Annotated in this window: 15 protein-coding genes; 6 read left to right on the top strand and 9 right to left on the bottom strand. The window is 70.6% G+C overall.

All coding sequences use genetic code 11. The features are described 5' to 3' along the window. The first annotated feature begins 23 nt into the window (after positions 1 to 23). The gene (gene secA, locus KAK06_RS00315; protein ID WP_210799691.1) at positions 24 to 2,768 is read left to right on the top strand and encodes a preprotein translocase subunit SecA; all 2,745 of its coding nucleotides are present in this window, start codon (positions 24 to 26) and stop codon (positions 2,766 to 2,768) included. A gap of 28 nt (positions 2,769 to 2,796) precedes the next feature. Here the strand turns inward: secA and KAK06_RS00320 are convergent, their stop codons facing one another. Further along, positions 2,797 to 5,061, bottom strand: a complete 2,265-nt coding sequence (locus KAK06_RS00320; RefSeq protein ID WP_210799692.1) for a tetratricopeptide repeat protein — start codon at positions 5,059 to 5,061, stop codon at positions 2,797 to 2,799. Positions 5,062 to 5,226: 165 nt separating this feature from the next. Here KAK06_RS00320 and KAK06_RS00325 point away from each other — a divergent pair, with 165 nt between their 5' ends. The 4 genes from KAK06_RS00325 to argJ all read left to right on the top strand — a co-directional run bounded on the left by KAK06_RS00325 (position 5,227) and on the right by argJ (position 9,159). Next, entirely contained in the window at positions 5,227 to 7,083 is a 1,857-nt protein-coding gene (locus tag KAK06_RS00325) for a hypothetical protein (RefSeq protein ID WP_210799693.1), read from the top strand. Positions 7,084 to 7,253: 170 nt separating this feature from the next. Beyond that, positions 7,254 to 7,586, top strand: a complete 333-nt coding sequence (locus KAK06_RS00330) for a hypothetical protein (protein WP_210799694.1) — start codon at positions 7,254 to 7,256, stop codon at positions 7,584 to 7,586. Positions 7,587 to 7,591: 5 nt separating this feature from the next. Next, positions 7,592 to 7,834, top strand: a complete 243-nt coding sequence (locus KAK06_RS00335; RefSeq protein WP_210799695.1) for a hypothetical protein — start codon at positions 7,592 to 7,594, stop codon at positions 7,832 to 7,834. Between the two features lie 95 nt (positions 7,835 to 7,929). Further along, positions 7,930 to 9,159: a bifunctional glutamate N-acetyltransferase/amino-acid acetyltransferase ArgJ gene (gene argJ / locus KAK06_RS00340; RefSeq protein ID WP_210799696.1), complete on the top strand. Its 1,230-nt coding sequence runs from the start codon at positions 7,930 to 7,932 to the stop codon at positions 9,157 to 9,159. A 33-nt stretch (positions 9,160 to 9,192) separates the two neighbouring features. Here the strand turns inward: argJ and KAK06_RS00345 are convergent, their stop codons facing one another. From KAK06_RS00345 to KAK06_RS00365, 5 genes are read right to left on the bottom strand one after another with little or no spacing between them, the layout of a single operon-like run. Beyond that, positions 9,193 to 9,633 carry a bactofilin family protein gene (locus KAK06_RS00345; protein WP_210799697.1) on the bottom strand — a complete coding sequence of 147 codons (441 nt, stop codon included), beginning with the start codon at positions 9,631 to 9,633 and terminating at the stop codon, positions 9,193 to 9,195. Next, complete coding sequence (locus KAK06_RS00350; RefSeq protein ID WP_210799698.1) at positions 9,630 to 10,061, bottom strand: hypothetical protein; 432 nt, start codon at positions 10,059 to 10,061, stop codon at positions 9,630 to 9,632. The genes KAK06_RS00345 and KAK06_RS00350 overlap by 4 nt, the downstream gene beginning before the upstream one ends. Beyond that, positions 10,042 to 10,542, bottom strand: coding sequence for a bactofilin family protein (locus KAK06_RS00355; protein ID WP_210799699.1), 501 nt, complete (start codon positions 10,540 to 10,542; stop codon positions 10,042 to 10,044). Before KAK06_RS00355 ends, KAK06_RS00350 begins: the two co-directional genes overlap by 20 nt. Before the next feature lie 3 nt (positions 10,543 to 10,545). Next, the gene (locus KAK06_RS00360) at positions 10,546 to 10,986 is read right to left on the bottom strand and encodes a polymer-forming cytoskeletal protein (RefSeq protein ID WP_310741001.1); all 441 of its coding nucleotides are present in this window, start codon (positions 10,984 to 10,986) and stop codon (positions 10,546 to 10,548) included. Positions 10,987 to 11,012: 26 nt separating this feature from the next. Next, the gene (locus KAK06_RS00365; RefSeq protein ID WP_210799700.1) at positions 11,013 to 11,330 is read right to left on the bottom strand and encodes a hypothetical protein; all 318 of its coding nucleotides are present in this window, start codon (positions 11,328 to 11,330) and stop codon (positions 11,013 to 11,015) included. A 66-nt stretch (positions 11,331 to 11,396) separates the two neighbouring features. Here KAK06_RS00365 and KAK06_RS00370 point away from each other — a divergent pair, with 66 nt between their 5' ends. Then, positions 11,397 to 12,644 (top strand): MFS transporter, encoded by a 1,248-nt coding sequence (locus KAK06_RS00370; protein ID WP_210799701.1) that lies wholly within the window; start codon positions 11,397 to 11,399, stop codon positions 12,642 to 12,644. Here KAK06_RS00370 and KAK06_RS00375 read toward each other — a convergent pair. The 3 genes from KAK06_RS00375 to KAK06_RS00385 all read right to left on the bottom strand — a co-directional run bounded on the left by KAK06_RS00375 (position 12,638) and on the right by KAK06_RS00385 (position 15,713). Then, on the bottom strand, positions 12,638 to 13,798 hold the full coding sequence (locus KAK06_RS00375; protein WP_210799702.1) for a choice-of-anchor tandem repeat GloVer-containing protein: 1,161 nt from the start codon (positions 13,796 to 13,798) through the stop codon (positions 12,638 to 12,640). The genes KAK06_RS00370 and KAK06_RS00375 overlap by 7 nt on opposite strands. A 95-nt stretch (positions 13,799 to 13,893) precedes the next feature. Continuing rightward, entirely contained in the window at positions 13,894 to 14,649 is a 756-nt protein-coding gene (gene ugpQ / locus KAK06_RS00380) for a glycerophosphodiester phosphodiesterase (RefSeq protein ID WP_210799703.1), read from the bottom strand. After that, the gene (locus KAK06_RS00385; protein ID WP_210799704.1) at positions 14,646 to 15,713 is read right to left on the bottom strand and encodes a sn-glycerol-3-phosphate import ATP-binding protein UgpC; all 1,068 of its coding nucleotides are present in this window, start codon (positions 15,711 to 15,713) and stop codon (positions 14,646 to 14,648) included. The genes ugpQ and KAK06_RS00385 overlap by 4 nt, the downstream gene beginning before the upstream one ends. Position 15,714: the final 1 nt, after the last annotated feature.

Genomic DNA, 15,714 nt, shown 5'->3' on the forward strand with positions numbered 1-15,714 from the left:
CGATTCCTCAGGCCCTTCGCCGCATGTTGCCCAAGCTTCTCACCCAGATTTTCGGCAGTCGCAACGACCGCCTGCTCAAGCAGTACCGCCGCGTTGTCGAGAAGATCAACGCCCTTGAGGTGCAGTTCGCGGCCCTTGATGATGCGGCCCTGCAGGCCATGACGCCCCAGCTGCGCGAGCGCCTGGCCCAGGGCGCCACGCTGGACGATCTGCTGCCCGAGGCCTTTGCCACGGTGCGCGAAGCCGGCAAGCGCGCGCTCAAGATGCGCCACTTCGATGTCCAGCTGCTGGGCGGCATGACGCTGCACAACGGCAAGATCGCCGAGATGCGCACCGGCGAGGGCAAGACGCTGATGGCCACGCTGCCGGTCTACCTCAATGCACTGGCCGGCAAGGGCGTGCATGTGGTGACGGTCAACGACTACCTGGCCAGCCGCGATGCCGAGTGGATGGGCCGGCTCTACAACTTCCTGGGCCTGACCGTGGGCGTCAACGTGCCCGGCATGGACCGCGCCCAGAAGCAGGCCGCCTACGCGGCCGACATCACCTACGGCACCAACAACGAGTTCGGCTTCGACTACCTGCGCGACAACATGGTCCACGAGACCGGCGACCGGGTGCAGCGGGGGCTGAACTTCGCGATCGTCGACGAGGTGGACTCGATCCTGATCGACGAGGCCCGCACGCCGCTGATCATCTCCGGCCAGGCCGAGGACCACACCGAGCTGTATGTGCGCATCAATGGCGTGGTGCCGCAGCTCAAGAAGCAGATCGGCGAGGCCGATCCGCGCACCGGCGAGGGCGTGATCGAGCCGGGCGACTTCACGGTCGACGAGAAGACCCACCAGGTCTTCCTGACCGAAGCCGGCCACGAGAACGCCGAGCGCATCCTGGCCCAGGCCGGCCTGCTGACCGAAGGCGCCAGCCTCTACGACCCGGCCAATATCACGCTGATGCACCATGTGTACGCGGCGCTGCGTGCCCAGCACCTGTACCACCGTGACCAGCACTATGTGGTGCAGAACGGCGAGGTGGTGATCGTCGACGAGTTCACCGGCCGCCTGATGACCGGTCGGCGCTGGTCGGATGGTCTGCACCAGGCCGTCGAGGCCAAGGAAGGCGTGGCCATCCAGAGCGAGAACCAGACCCTGGCCTCGATCACCTTCCAGAACTACTTCCGCATGTACGCCAAGCTCGGCGGCATGACCGGCACGGCCGACACCGAGGCCTACGAGTTCCAGGAGATCTACGGTCTGGAAACCGTGGTCATCCCGCCGAACCGGCCGACGATCCGCAAGGACGAGAACGACCTGGTCTACAAGACCGCGCGCGAGAAGTACAACGCGGTGATCGAGGACATCCGCGACTGCCACACCCGCGGCCAGCCGGTGCTGGTGGGCACCACCTCGATCGAGAACTCCGAGCTGATCTCGGGCCTGCTCAACCAGGCCAAGCTGCCGCACCAGGTGCTCAACGCCAAGCAGCACGCCAAGGAGGCCGAGATCGTCGCCCAGGCGGGTCGTCCGGGCGTGATCACCATCGCCACCAACATGGCCGGCCGCGGCACCGACATCGTGCTGGGCGGCAATGTCGAGAAGCAGATCCAGTTCCTGGAAGCCGATGCGTCGGTGTCGGACGAGGACAAGACCCGCCGCATCCAGCAGCTCAAGGACGAGTGGGCCGGCCTGCACGAGAAGGTCAAGGCCGAGGGCGGCTTGCGCATCATCGCCACCGAGCGCCACGAGAGCCGCCGCATCGACAACCAGCTGCGCGGCCGCTCGGGCCGCCAGGGCGACCCGGGTGCCTCGCGCTTCTACCTGAGCCTGGACGATCCGCTGATGCGCATCTTCGCGGGCGACCGCGTGCGATCCATCATGGACCGCCTGAAGATGCCCGAGGGCGAGGCCATCGAGGCGGGCATCGTCAGCCGCTCGATCGAGAGTGCGCAGCGCAAGGTCGAGGCGCGTAACTTCGACGTCCGCAAGCAGCTGCTGGAGTACGACGACGTCTCCAACGACCAGCGCAAGGTCATCTACCAGCAGCGCAACGACATCCTCGAGGCGCCGTCGCTGGTGGCCCAGATCGCCAACCTGCGCTCCTCCACCATGACCGACGTGGTGCGCACCTATGTGCCGCAGGAATCGGTTGAGGAGCAGTGGGACCTGGCCAGCCTGGAGCAGGTGCTGAAGGACGAGTGGCAGCTCGAGGTGCCGCTACGCCAATGGGTGGACGGCAGCGACGCCGTGACCGACGAGGAGATCGTCGAGAAGGTGGTGACCGCCGCCGACGCCGCCTTCCAGGCCAAGCTCGACCTCGTTGGCGACGAGCAGTTCACGCCCTTCATGCGCATGGTGTTGCTGCAGTCGATCGACACGCACTGGCGCGAGCACCTGGCCGCGCTGGACTACCTGCGTCAGGGCATCCATCTGCGCGGCTACGCCCAGAAGAACCCCAAGCAGGAATACAAGCGCGAGGCCTTCGAGCTGTTCTCGCAACTGCTGGACGTGGTGAAGATGGAAGTCACCCGCGTGCTGATGACGGTGCGCGTGCAAACCCAGGAACAGGTGGCCGAGGCCGCCGAGGCGCTGGAGGAACGCGCCGAGACTGTGCGCAACGTCACCTACACCCACCCCAACGAGGACGGCAGCGTCAGCGCCGAGGCCGACCCGGCCACGCTGGCCGCCGAGGTGCCGCGCGTCGGCCGCAACGATCCCTGCCCCTGCGGCAGCGGCAAGAAGTACAAGGCCTGCCACGGTCGGCTGGCCTGAGCCCGCGGCGCGCAGCGCGCGCCCAGGCTCAATGCACCGTCGCGTCTGAGCGGGCCGCCGCGACCTCGTCGGGCAGCAGGTAGCGCGTGGCCGGCCCCTTGCCGGTTTGCACCAGCAGACCGCGTGCCGCCAGCGCCACCAGGTGCTTGCTGGCCGTGGCCAGGCCCAGACCGCTGATCGCCGCGTAATGGCGCTTTTGCAACGCGCCGTGCTGCACCAGGTGCTCCAGCACCTGGGCGCAGCGGGCGCGATCCAGCAGATCGGCCGCCTGAGCCTCCCAGTGGGCGCGCCGCCGCTCTTCCGCGCTCAGCGCCCGCTCGAACACATCGCGCAGGCCGGCCAGTGCCGCGTCCATGTCCTCGGGCCGGCCGTGGGTGCGCGCCAGCGCCAGCGCGGATTCACGCTCGCGCACCGCGATGGCCAGGTAGGCCTGGGCGATCTGCAGCCGTGCGCGGACCTGTTCGGTGGGTGGCAGGTCCGGCATCGCCAGCCGACGCCGCTGCTGACGCACCGTGTTCATCTGCTGGTAGTGGTCCGCGAACTCGTCGGGCAGCAGGCGGTCGGGCACGTTCTCGGACCCCAGGGCGTTGGACTTGAGTGCGCCCACCGTTTCGGCCCAGCCCTGGCGCTGGTCGAGCTGCCCCAGTCTCAGCGCGATGCCAGCATGGTGATCGCCCAGCCGCTCGTCCTCGGGGTTCTGGTCGCGGGCATAGCGGTGGAAATAGGCCTCGGCCAGATTGAAATGGCACACGCTGAGCCGGCCGCTGATGCCGCCCCGCTCGTAGGTCTGCATGGCGGCGTCGTAGTGCTGGATCGCCAGGTCGTACTGGGCCTTGTAGAAGTGGGCGATGCCCACGTGCAGCTGCGCGCCCGCCACCACCTCGGTCTCCAGGGTGGTCTCGCGCGCGGCGTCCAGGACCCGCTGGCCGTAATGGATTGCCCGCCCGATGTCGCGCGCCTCGGCGTAGATCAGGCTGAGGTTGTTGCAGGTGGACAGTGCCGAGCGCTGGTCGCCCAGGCGCTCGTAGATGTTCAGCGCCCGCTGCTTGTGTGCCAGCGCCTTCTGCAGCTGGCCCGCACAGCGCCAGTACTCGCCCCAGACCTGCTCCACCTCGGCGCGGATCTCGTCGGGCAAGGGGTGATCGCGGTCAAGCTCATCCACCTGCTCCAGCAGCGGCAGCGACTTCGGGTCGCTGCAGCGCAGGTGGATCCAGGCCAGGTGCACCAGCGAGCGCACCAGCTCTTCGCGCGCGCGCTCGGTGTCGGGGTCGCTGGCCGGACCGCCGGCGGCCACCCGCAGGTGGCGCAGCGCGTCGTCGTAGCAGGCCAGCGTGCGGTCGTGGTCGCGCGCCATATGGAAGCGGCCCAGGGCCGCATACGCGCGACCGCACAGCAGCGCCAGTCCGGTGGCATCGGCGATGCGCAGCGCCTGCTGCAGGCAGTCGTTCTCGCGCAGCAGGTCATGGCGGTGGCGCCACAGGCTCGCCATGTCCAGCGCCACCTCGAAGGCCACCCGTCGGTCGCGGCGCGGCAGCTCCCAGCTGTCGACCATGGCATCGGCTTCCTCGGTGGCCGCCAGGGCCAGCGAGTGCCGCCGGAACACCTGCAGCACCAGGGCCGGATCGTCGGCGGCCAGGCTGTGCCACAGCGCATCGGTGGCGCGCGCCTCGGCCATGGCCTGTTCGGCCTGAGCCAGGTGCCAGGGCAGGCCGAAGGCCTCGGCCGCAGACGGCTGCTCGGTCAGTGCCCGCCAGCTGGCCTGGCGCAGGCTCAGCAGCCACTCGCCCGGCGGCTCACGCTGCAGCAAGGCCATGCCCAGCTGCAGCCGGCCCTTGTCCATGTAGCGGTACAGCGTGCTGGGCACCACCGACCACAGACCGCAGAGGTTGTCGACGGCGGTCTCGTTCTCGCGCCGCCGGTAGTGCGACGGAAAGGCCGGCACCGCCAGAAAGCCGTGGTGGCTGGCCAGCGACAACAGCGGTCGCCAGCTGGTGCTTTGCAGCCAGGCCTGGACCGGGATGTCGCCCAGTCCGGGCTGACGGTCGGGCCGCAGTTGTGACAGCGCCCAGACCAGCACACAGCGCAACGCGAACAACCGACGCTGCGCGGGCGGCACGGCGTCGCCCAGCGTGCCCAGCACCGGCTGCAGCCAGCGCCGGTGCAGCCAGGCGGCCAGGCGCGGGTGCCGCGGTCCCAGGCCCTCGTGCAATTGGCCGTTGCGGTGCGCCTGCAAACCGGCGTTGAGCAGCACATCGAAGGCGCGAGGCGAGACTGTGCGTGTGGCCGGGATCATGGGGCTGGCGGGGCGGTGGTGTGGAATCGTCCATCAATCGTACACGGTCGGCCCGTGCCAGTGCTGCGGGCCGCGTGGCCTTGCATGGGGATCTTGCCTAAGGTGTCAAGGGCAACGTGGGCGTGTTGCGCCCGGCGCGCGCGTCCCACCGACTCAGGAGTACCCATGCCGTCTGACATCTCCCCCATCCCGGTGCAGGTCCAGGACCTGTGTTTGCTGGTCTATGCCCCCTTCGGCGACGACTATGCGCTCAGCCGCTACCCGGGTGACAACACCCGTTGGCGCGAGCACCCGCTGCTGGCCTCGCTGTCGCAGGTGGCCGCTGGCGGCGTGCCGGTGCTGGCCCTGCTCGACCTGCCGGGCGAGCCGACACGGCTGCTGCAGTTCGATCCGGCCGCGCCGTCGGTGCTGCGCGACGAGGTCTGCTGGAAGCTGGACATGGCGGCGGCCCCATCGCTGTCCGGCCTGTTGCAGACGGCGCTCACCCGCTACCCCGGCAAGCGTCTGGCGCTGTGCCTGGAAGGGCATGGCAGCGGTTACCTGCCGGCCATCGACAAGGCCGGTCTGCTGCGCCTGCACGAGCTGGGACGCCTGGGCGACTGGCAGCGTGCCGGCAACGAGCAGGCCCCATTCGACGAGGCGGGCCGGCCGGTGTTCGAGCGCGGCGTACCGACCCTGCCGGGCGGTGGCCCAACCCTGCCGGGCGGCGGCCCGACCCTGCCGGGCGGTGGCCCAACCCTGCCGGGCGGTGGCCCAACCCTGCCGGGCGGTGGCCCAACCCTGCCGGGCGGTGGCCCGACCCTGCCGGGCGGCGGCCCAACCCTGCCGGGCGGCGGCCCAACGCTGCCGGGCGGCGGCCCAACCCTGCCGGGCGGCGGCCCGACCCTGCCGGGCGGTGGCCCAACGCTGCCGGGCGGTGGCCCGACCTTGCCTGGCGGTGGCCCGACCCTGCCGGGGGGTGGCCCAACCCTGCCGGTCAGCCATGCCTCGATGCCCACCTGGGTGTTGGGCCAGGCGCTGGCGGCGGGTCTGCAGGGCGCATCGTCGCGCCTGGCCGTGGTGCACTTTGCCAACTGCTTCAACATGTCGGTCGAGGTGCTGCACACGGTGGCGCCGTTTGCCGACGCTGCCAGCGGCTACTGCAGCACCAACTACTTCTCGGGCGCCGCTTCGTACCCCGAAGTCATCCGGCGCCTCACGCAGGCTGGCGCGGTGGCGCCGGCCACGCTGGCGGCCTGGTTCGTCGAGGAGAACCACCGCCTGCTGTCGCAGCGGGGCCGGCATCCGCTGGTGGGGGGGGCGCTGGACCTGAGCCGCATGGCCGGCATCACACAGGGTGTCGAGCGGCTGTCCGACGCCCTGCTGAACGAGCTGCGCACCACCCGCCATCCGCGCCGGTCCCGCCGGCGCATCGAGGCAGCCATGGTCAAGGCCCAGCAGTACGACACCAGTGGCGACCTGCTGCTGGAGGGCCCTGACCAGCTCACCGATCTGCACAGCCTGGCCCACCACATGGCCCGCGACCTCGAGGACTGGCCGCAGGTGCATGCCGCCGCATTGGCACTGAGCCACGCCATGGATGGCATCAAGCAGGTCGGAGACATCGACTCGCCCTGGATGGACAGCCGGGGCGAGATCGTCTGGGACTTCACCGATCCCCACCTGGCGATGAACATCTTCCTGCCCGATCCCACCCGCAGCGGCCAATGGGATTGGCGCACGCCGTTCTACGTGGACATCAACCCGGGCCAGGGCCCCGAGCGGTTGCAGGTGGGCGTGGTGCCCTTCCTGCAGGAGACCAACTGGGTGGAATTCCTGCGCGAGTACCACGCCGACACGGTGTTCCGCGCGATCAGCGTGCCCGCCTTGTTCACCGTGCCCACGGCGCGTCATGGCATGCCGCGGGTGTCGGCAGACCGGCTGGTGCCCGGACAGCGGCCCGTGCGCCACGCGCCGGTGCCGGGGCCGATCGCCCGCCGAATGGCCACCCTGCTGGAGAAGGACGACGCCCTCGACGACTGAGTGTGCGCCGCGGCGCCGCTTGCCGCGCGGGTTGATCGTCTATCGATCGTCCACGGCAGCGGCTTGGCGGATCCCGGTCCGTGCGTCGTGATGTGACGCGAAGACCGGTGAAATGCCAACCATGCCGCGACGCCCACCGATGGGCAACGCGTCCAACCTGGAGAACCACCATGGCCACCCTTCCCGACATGCTTCACGCCGAGATCCAACGCTGCCGCCGGGTTGCGGGCGACTGCGCCTCGCTGGGATCGACCGGTGCCTTTGCCAACGCGCTGCTGGAACAGGCGCTGCGCGACGCCGAGCAGGCCCTGCGCCGGCATGAGGCAGCCAGCATCGAGCAATCGCTCGAGCGCCTGCGCCGCTACCGCGAGGTGCTGCCCGAAGCGCCCAGCCGCCCGGTCAGCGCGTCGACGCCGGTGCGCCGGGCGCTGCCGCGCACCCCGATGACCCCGTACTGGGCTGCCCCGCGCGAGCAGTTCTTCACCTGGAAGCGGGCTGCGTGATCGCCATGGCACGCCAATCCACGCTCACGATGACCGCCGTGCTCAGCCAACGCGGCCTGGCCGACGCCCCCCCGCTGGGTCCGCTGCTCGGCGAGATGGCCGTCTGGGACCCCAGCGACGATCTCATGCGCGACCCCGCGCAGGCCTTCGAGGAGGCCGACCGCCAGGTCGTGCGCATCCTCAGCGGCGTCAGCCTGCTCGGGCTGGTGCTGGTGGCGGTCATCGCGATCGGACAGCTGGTGGCTTGACGGGCCTGCGGGCCCGTGGGCCTGCATCGGCCGGCACAGGCGGGCGCCTCCCTACAATGCGCCTTCCCTGAAGCCACCCGCCCTGCGCCACCGCCATGCCCGTCCTGCTGACCGCCCCGAACCCTGCTGACCTCCACCCGGTCCCCGGCCTGCGCCTGGGCGTGGCCGAAGCCGGCGTGCGCAAGGCCAAGCGCAAGGACCTGGTGGTGCTGGAGCTGGCCGAAGGCGCCGCAGTGGCCGGCGTCTTCACCCAGAACCGCTACTGCGCCGCCCCGGTGCAGGTCTGCCGCGAACACCTGGCCGCTGGCGCCGCCATTCGCGCCGTGCTGATCAACACCGGCAATGCCAACGCCGGCACCGGCGCCGATGGCCTGGCCCGTGCCCGCCGCAGCTGCGATGCGCTGGCCGCCCGCATGGGTCTGACGCCGCAACAGGTGCTGCCGTTTTCGACCGGCGTCATCATGGAGACGCTGCCGGTCGAGCGCATCGAAGCCGGTCTGCCGGCCGCGCTGGCCGACCTGTCGGCGTCGAACTGGTCGCGTGCCGCCGAAGGCATCATGACCACCGACACCCTGCCCAAGGCCGCCTCGCGCCAGGTTCAGATCGGCGGCCGCACGGTCACCGTCACCGGCATCTCCAAGGGCGCTGGCATGATCCGCCCGAACATGGCCACCATGCTGGGCTTCATCGCCACCGACGCCGTGCTGGCGCCGGCCCTGTTGCAGCCGCTGGTCAAGCAGGCCGCCGATGCCTCGTTCAACCGCATCACCATCGACGGCGACACCTCCACCAATGACAGCTTCGTGCTGATCGCCACCCGCCAGGCCGGCCACGCCGAGATCACCTCGCTCGACAGCACCGACGGCCAGGTGCTGCGCGACGCGGTGTTCGCCGTGGCCCGCCAGCTGGCCCAGGCCATCGTGCGCGACGGCGAGGGCGCCACCAAGTTCATCACCGTGCAGATCGACGGTGGCCGCGATGAGGCCGAATGCCGCCTGGCCGCCTACGCCATCGCCCACTCACCGCTGGTCAAGACCGCCTTTTTCGCCAGCGACCCCAACCTGGGCCGCATCCTGGCCGCCGTGGGCTATGCCGGCATCGCTGACCTCGACCAGCAACTGATCGAGATGCACCTGGACGATGTGCATGTGGTCACGCAGGGCGGCCGGAACCCGGCTTACCGCGAGGAAGACGGCCAGCGGGTGATGAAGCAGGCCGAGATCACGGTGCGCGTGCACCTGGGCCGCGGTGCGGCCAGCAGCACCGTCTGGACCTGCGACCTGTCGCACGACTACGTCAGCATCAACGCCGACTACCGCTCCTGAGTCCTGCCAAGGCAGGCCGGGCCGCTGCAGCGATCAGTTCGAACCGAAGGGCCGCTGCTGTTCCAGCTGGTGGCCTTCGATCTCGCCGCGGTACTCCACCTTGCCGCGCAGACGGGCGCGCGGGTGGATGTCGAGCAGCGCGTCGTACAGGGCATCGCCCAGCAGCGTGGCCGTGCCGGTGATCTCGAGCGACTTGCGCGCAATCACGGTGCCGCGCACCTTGCCTTCGATCAGCACGTGATCGGCCTCGATCGTGGTCGACTCGATCACGCCGGTGGCGCCCACATGCACCGTGCCGCCGTTCTGGAAACTGATGTCGCCTTGCAGCAGGCCATCGACTTTCAGGCCCAGGTCCTGGCGCGAACTGAACGAGCCTTCAAAGACCGCGCCTTCAGCGATCAGGCTGGAAATGGCATTGAGCTGCTCGACCGGCACGAGGCGCGCGGGGGCGCGGGCTGCATCTGGGCTGTTCACATGGACTCCTGGGCGTCGGCCGCGGAGGCCGCTTCTGGTGATCGCAATGGTAACCGACGGTGACGCACCGGCGGCTGGGCCATCAGGGACTCGTCATCGAGGCGCAACTGCAGCGGCGCGCTGGCGGCCACCGCTTCGGCGGCGGCCGGCGGCGCAGCGGGCGCGGGCGCCGGGGCGACAGCTGGAACGGTGGGGAGGGGGACATCGCCCGTGTTGACCCGCTGCAGCCACCACCAGGCGGCCAGCGAGGCCACCAGCAGCGGCGGGCCCAGGTAGACCAGGGCCTTGCCCAGCAGGTACACGCTCCAGCGCCAGGCCAGGCGGCGCCGGGCCACCCAGGTGTTGCGGCGCTGGGAACGCCGGAGTGCGGAGCGCAGCAGCTCCTGGCTGGTGGCGACCGTGGCCGCCTCAGCCCTGCTTCGGGACATCGGTGCGCACGCGCTCCAGCTGCGCGTTCAGGTCGGCGCCATTGACCTGCAGGTGGGTGTAGCGGATGCGGCCCGACACACTGGCCGACTCGTGCAGCGTGACGCGGCCGCCCGAGGCATCGAGCAGGCCGACAGCCTGACCCATCACGGCAATGTTGGGCGCGCTGATGTCGCCCACCACGGTGCCGGTCTCGGTGATCGTCACATGGCCATCGGGTGACTGCTCAAGGCGCAGATCACCTTGCACCTCGCCCGCCACGGTGATCGAGCCGACGATGCGTGCGGCGCCGGTGAAGGACAGGCCCGAAGCCAGCGTCGAGTGGCGCGACGCCAGATCGTTGCTGGGCAGGGCCTGCACCGCAGGCTGCAGCGTGGGCACGCGGTCGACATCGGGCATGGTCTGGCCCAGCGCGATCGCGGGGACCTCGGCAGCCGGCTGGCCGTTGTCATCGGGGGAGGGCAGGGCAGTGGTGTCGTCCATGGCTCAGGCGGTGTCGTCGAGCACCGGCAGCGCGGACTCGCCGCGCAGGGTGCGAAAGGGCCCCTGCAGCGTCGCGCCATCATACATACGCAATCGGGTGGCCAGCAGCGTGCCAGTGGACACGCCGCTGCTGGCGACATAGACGGTGCCCTGGCACTCGATCACGGTGTCGGGGTCGGCGTCGGGCACGTCGGCGCCAGCGCGGCCCAGCAGGTACAGGTCGCCCAGCACGCGGAAACGGCCGCGGATCATGCCGCCCGGCCACACCACCAGCCGGCCGGCGATCTCGCCCTGGCCGCCCAGTTCGCCCTGCAGCAGCAGCCCGCCCGCATAGCGCACGCGGCCGTCGACCACGCTGCCTTCGGCCAGGCGGTTCACGATGCCCAGGCGCACCGGGTCGATGACCAGTGTGTCGTGGTTGGCTCCGGGCAGATCTTCCTTCACCGTCGATTCCTTCGTTGCACCTGTGCTCAGACCCGCCACCACCAGGCGCAGGCGGCCACCAGGCCGGCACTCCAGGCCAGCCAGGCCACCAGCATCAGACCGATGCGCCAGCGCGCCAGCCGGGGCAGCGACACCGGTCGCCCCACCAGCACCTCGCCGGGTTCGGCGGCCCAGGCGCTGCGTACCGCGAGCAAGGTCATCTCCAGCCCGGTACGGCTGCCTTCCACCAGCACGCCGCGCGAGGGCTGGCGCAGCTGGCCCACGCTGGGGCCCATGGCCACCTGCCGCGTCGGGCCGACGATCTGCTCGGTGAAGTACTGGTCGATCGACTGCTCGTCGTGCATGGCCACCGATTATGGCCTGCTAGCATCGGCCGCCCAGTAACACCTCGTCCCCGGAGACCGTCCCCGTTGTACCGCTTGCGCCCAGACGATTTGCTGCGTGATCCGTCCTACCGTCGGCTTTGGCTGTCGGTGCTGTGCGGCTCACTGGGCGGGCAGATCACCCTGCTGGCGCTGCCCCTGTCGGCCGCGGTGCTGCTGAACGCCAGCCCGACGCAAATGGGCTGGCTGACCTCGCTTGAGCTGCTGCCCTTTACATTGTTCTCGCTGCCCTCGGGGGTGTGGCTGGATCGGGTGCGCAAGCTGCCCGTCTACGTGGCGGGCGAGCTCTTGCTGGCGCTGGCGGTGGGTTCGGTGCCACTGGCCTGGCTGATGGGCTGGCTGTCGATGAGCTGGCTGTACGGAGTGGCCTTCGTGGTGGGCCTGGTCAATGTCAGTGCCGGGACCGCCGCGCAGATCGTGCTGACCCAGGTGGTGCCGCGCGAGCGCCTGGTCGAGGCCCATGCCAAGAACGCGCTGGCCAGCTCGGGCGCCGAGGTCGTCGGTCCTGGCCTGGCTGGGCTGCTGATCCGCGCGGTGGGTGCGCCGCTGGCGCTGTTGGCCGACGCGCTGCTGCTGAGCTTCTCCGCCGGGTTGCTCAAGGGCCTGCGCGTCACGGAGATCCGTCAGCGCGATGTCGGCCGCAGTTTCAGTGCCGAGCTGCTGGAGGGCCTGCGCTTCGTCCGGTCCCAACGCCTGCTGGTCTCGCTGGCCGCCTGCGTGGCCACCTGGCAGCTGTGCTACCAGTCAGCCCTGGTGGTCCAGATCCTGCACGCCACGCGCACACTGGGCCTGGATGAGCAGCAGGTGGGCCTGTGCTACGTTGCGCTGGGCGTGGGCACGGTGGGTGCCAGTCTGCGCGGCGATCGGCTCAGCCGCCGCATCGGCCCGGGTCCCAGTCTGGTGGCGGGCTTTGCGATCACGGCCATGGGCTGGGGCGCCGCCGCGCTGGCGCCGATCGGACCGTGGGGCGTGGCGGCCTTTGCATGGATGCTGATGTGCTTCGGGGCTGGCGCGGTGATCCTGTTCATCAACTTCATCTCGTTGCGCCAGGCCGCCACACCCGAGCCGCTGCTGGGCCGCATGACCAGCACCATGCGCTGGCTGATCCTGTTGCCGGCGGGGCCTGGCGCGCTGATCGGCGGCTGGCTGGGCGAGCAGGTGGACCTGCGCGCCTCGCTGGCCTTCGCGGCCGTGGGCAGCGCACTGCTGGCGCTGGTGGCCTGGCGCCTGCCGGCGATCCGCGGCGCGCGCCAGCTGCCTGGCCCGGCTCAGTAGGCCAGCCGGAAGAACGCCCCCAGGCCATGCGCACCGCCGCTGTCGGTGGTGCCCACCATCGAGCCGTCGGGCGCGGCGCACAGGGCCTCCAGCGGGCTGTAGCCGCAGGGGTCGCCTTCGCTGAATCGGTGCACCACCGCATAGCCGCCGTCCACGCCGATGCGGTAGACGGTGCCGCGCGGCATCACGGGGTCGCCGCCGCCGTTCGTCAGCCCCCACAGTGAGCCGTCCGCGTGCCGCGTCAGGCCGCCGCAGGGGTAGGCGCCATCCTCGCCGCCGGTGAAGGCGTGCACCCGCTGCATCCGCCGCCGCTGCAGATGGAAACGCCAGACCTGACCCAGGTGGCGTCCGCGGTGGGCGGTCACCACACCCCACAGCCAGCCCTCGGCGTCCAGCAGCAGCTCACCGCGCGGTGCCGACGAGCGCCAGGCGTGCAGCAGCTCCACCGAGCCGCGGCGCGGGTCCAGGCGCAGCAGGGCGCCGCCGCGGTCCAGCACGCGCGTGGTGGTGAAGACCAGCGTGCCGTCGGGCAGTCGCAGCGGACCGGAGCGGCAGGCGCCTGTGCTGTGCACATCGGGCTCGAACAGCACCTCGGTGCGCCGCGGGTGGACGAGCCGGCTGCGGTAAAGACAGGAGCCGCCCCCGCCGACCCGGCTGTCGGCCAGGCCATACAGCCACGGGCCGTCCAGTTGCAGACGGGCGCGCAGCAACGCAGGCGCGCCCGGCTCGCCACCGCCAGGCAGCAGAAAGCGCAGGCCGTCGGCGGCTGACCAGCGCATCAGGGTGCCGTTGCCGGGCGCGCCGCCGAACATCGTGCTGCTCCACAGCGCGCCGTCCTCGGCCAGGCTGCAGGGTGACGACGCCGAAACGCCCAGTCCCTGCTGGTAGACCAGGCCAGCCAGCTCGGTGTAGGTGCCCTCCAGCGTCAGCCGGTACAGCAGCCCCAGGCCTCCGCTGCCGCCGTGCATGAAGGTGCCGTACAGCGCGCCGTCGCCGCCCACGCAGGGGGCACCATTGGGGACTGAGCCGCCGCCGGGCGTGATGGCGTACAGCGGCGTGGGCTGCAGGTCCGCGGCATGGGCGCGGGCCGTCCCGGCGACGGCCGCGGTGGCGCCCAGCCAGGTGATGAAGTCTCGGCGGTCGATCGGTGGCATCGCAGTCTCCCAGTCAGGCTGTGGAGCGACGAATCATCTGCCTGCCGCCAACGCAGGCCCATCCCCTGTCGAGCGGCGGGACGTGGGGGGCGGACTCAGGCCGCGATCGCGTGTTCGTGCGGATGGAAGCGGTCGACGGCGTCGGTGATCAGGCCATCAACGCCGAGCGCCAGCAGGCGCGCCACGTCCTCGGGCGCGTTGACGGTGTAGCACAGCGCGCGCAGACCGGCGGCATGCAGTCGCTCACACAGCGCCGCATCCATCAGGCGGAAGTTGGTGATCACGGCCACGCAACCCAACTGCTGCGCCGCTTCCCACCAGCCCGGCCAGTCGGTATCGACCAGCAGCGCGCGCGGCAATGGCGGCGCCGCTGCGCGCGCGCCGTCCAGCGCCTCGGGGCGAAAGGAGCTCAGCAGCGGCACGCGCGCGCGGCCGGCCCACAGTCGGGCCACGGCCTCAGCAACGACACGGCCGGTGCGGTACTCATCACCGGGCGTGGGCTTGATCTCCAGGTCGAGGTCGAAGTCGTTGCGCTGCAGCCAGGTGGCGATGGCCGCCAGCGTGGCGGGTGGCTCGCCGGCAAAGGCGGGGCTGTGCCAGCCGCCAGCGTCCAACTGCGACAGCGCCGACCAGGACAGGTCGGCGGCGCGACCCTGGCCGTCGGTGGTGCGCTCCAGCGTGGCGTCGTGCAGCAGGAAGGCCACGTCGTCGCCCGAGAGCTTCACATCGCACTCAAAGGCCCGGTAGCCATGGCGGGCGCCTTCGCGGAACGCGGCCAACGTGTTTTCAGGTGCCAGCAGCCCGGCACCGCGGTGGGCGATCCAGCGCGGCAGCGGCCAGGGCGCCGTCATGCGAGGTCCACCCGCGAGCGACTCACCGGGTCGAACCAATGCAGGTGCGTCGGGTCGGCAGACAGCCCCACGGTGTCACCCGGCTGCGGCGCTGGCAGGGTGCTGTCGATGCGCAGTGTGAAGCCCTGGCCCAGCAACTGGCCGTGCACCAGGCGCTCGGCGCCCAGCATCTCCACCGTCTGCACCTGCAGCGGCCAGCCCAGCGGATCGATCTGCGCATGCTCGGGCCGCAGGCCCAGCACCAGCGGGCCGGTGCGTGGTGCGGCGGCGCGCAGCGCCAGGCGCACGCCGTCGCGCACGAAGGCGCCGTCCTGCGCCTGGCCGTCCAGCAAGTTCATCGGCGGCGAGCCGATGAAGCCGGCCACGAAGGTACTGGCCGGCCGGCTGTAGACCGCCTCGGGCGTGCCGAACTGCTCCATGCGCCCACCGTTCATCACGATCATGCGCTGCGCCAGCGTCATCGCCTCAACCTGGTCGTGGGTGACGAACAGGCTGGTGATGCCCAGCTCGCGGTGCAGCTTCTGGATCTCCAGACGTGTCTGCGCGCGCAGCTTGGCGTCGAGGTTGGACAGCGGCTCGTCGAACAGGAAGACCTGGGGCTGGCGCACGATCGCGCGGCCCATGGCCACGCGCTGGCGCTGGCCGCCCGACAACTCGCGCGGCCGGCGCTCCAGCAGGTGGCCCAGCTCCAGGATGCCGGCGGCCTTGCGCACGCGCTCGTCGATCTCGGCCTTGGGTCGGCCGGCGATCTTCAGGCCGTAGGCCATGTTGTCGTAGACGCTCATGTGCGGGTAGAGCGCGTAGTTCTGGAAGACCATCGCGATGTCGCGCTGCGAAGGCTCGAGCTGGTTGACCACGCGCGCGCCGATCGCGATCTCGCCGCCCGTGATTTCCTCCAGCCCGGCCACCATGCGCAGCAGCGTGCTCTTGCCGCAGCCCGAGGGGCCGACGATGACGATGAACTCGCCATCCATGATCTCGGCGTCCAGCCCGTGGATCACCTTGTTGGCCTTGGCGCCGTGGCCATAGGCCTTCTCGACGCCACGCAGGGAAATGCTTGCCATG

It is taken from the genome of Ideonella aquatica, assembly GCF_018069755.1.
Taxonomy (GTDB): domain Bacteria; phylum Pseudomonadota; class Gammaproteobacteria; order Burkholderiales; family Burkholderiaceae_C; genus Ideonella; species Ideonella aquatica.

Excerpts from the sequence above, each read along its gene's own strand:
- KAK06_RS00375 (WP_210799702.1), bottom strand. The coding sequence starts at position 13,798 with ATGCCACCGATCGACCGCCGAGACTTCATCACCTGGCTGGGCGCCACC.
- KAK06_RS00385 (WP_210799704.1), bottom strand. The coding sequence starts at position 15,713 with ATGGCAAGCATTTCCCTGCGTGGCGTCGAGAAGGCCTATGGCCACGGC.
- ugpQ (WP_210799703.1), bottom strand. The coding sequence starts at position 14,649 with ATGACGGCGCCCTGGCCGCTGCCGCGCTGGATCGCCCACCGCGGTGCC.
- KAK06_RS00335 (WP_210799695.1), top strand. The coding sequence starts at position 7,592 with ATGGCACGCCAATCCACGCTCACGATGACCGCCGTGCTCAGCCAACGC.
- KAK06_RS00325 (WP_210799693.1), top strand. The coding sequence starts at position 5,227 with ATGCCGTCTGACATCTCCCCCATCCCGGTGCAGGTCCAGGACCTGTGT.
- KAK06_RS00350 (WP_210799698.1), bottom strand. The coding sequence starts at position 10,061 with ATGTCCCGAAGCAGGGCTGAGGCGGCCACGGTCGCCACCAGCCAGGAG.
- argJ (WP_210799696.1), top strand. The coding sequence starts at position 7,930 with ATGCCCGTCCTGCTGACCGCCCCGAACCCTGCTGACCTCCACCCGGTC.
- KAK06_RS00330 (WP_210799694.1), top strand. The coding sequence starts at position 7,254 with ATGGCCACCCTTCCCGACATGCTTCACGCCGAGATCCAACGCTGCCGC.
- KAK06_RS00365 (WP_210799700.1), bottom strand. The coding sequence starts at position 11,330 with ATGCACGACGAGCAGTCGATCGACCAGTACTTCACCGAGCAGATCGTC.
- secA (WP_210799691.1), top strand. The coding sequence starts at position 24 with ATGTTGCCCAAGCTTCTCACCCAGATTTTCGGCAGTCGCAACGACCGC.
- KAK06_RS00320 (WP_210799692.1), bottom strand. The coding sequence starts at position 5,061 with ATGATCCCGGCCACACGCACAGTCTCGCCTCGCGCCTTCGATGTGCTG.
- KAK06_RS00355 (WP_210799699.1), bottom strand. The coding sequence starts at position 10,542 with ATGGACGACACCACTGCCCTGCCCTCCCCCGATGACAACGGCCAGCCG.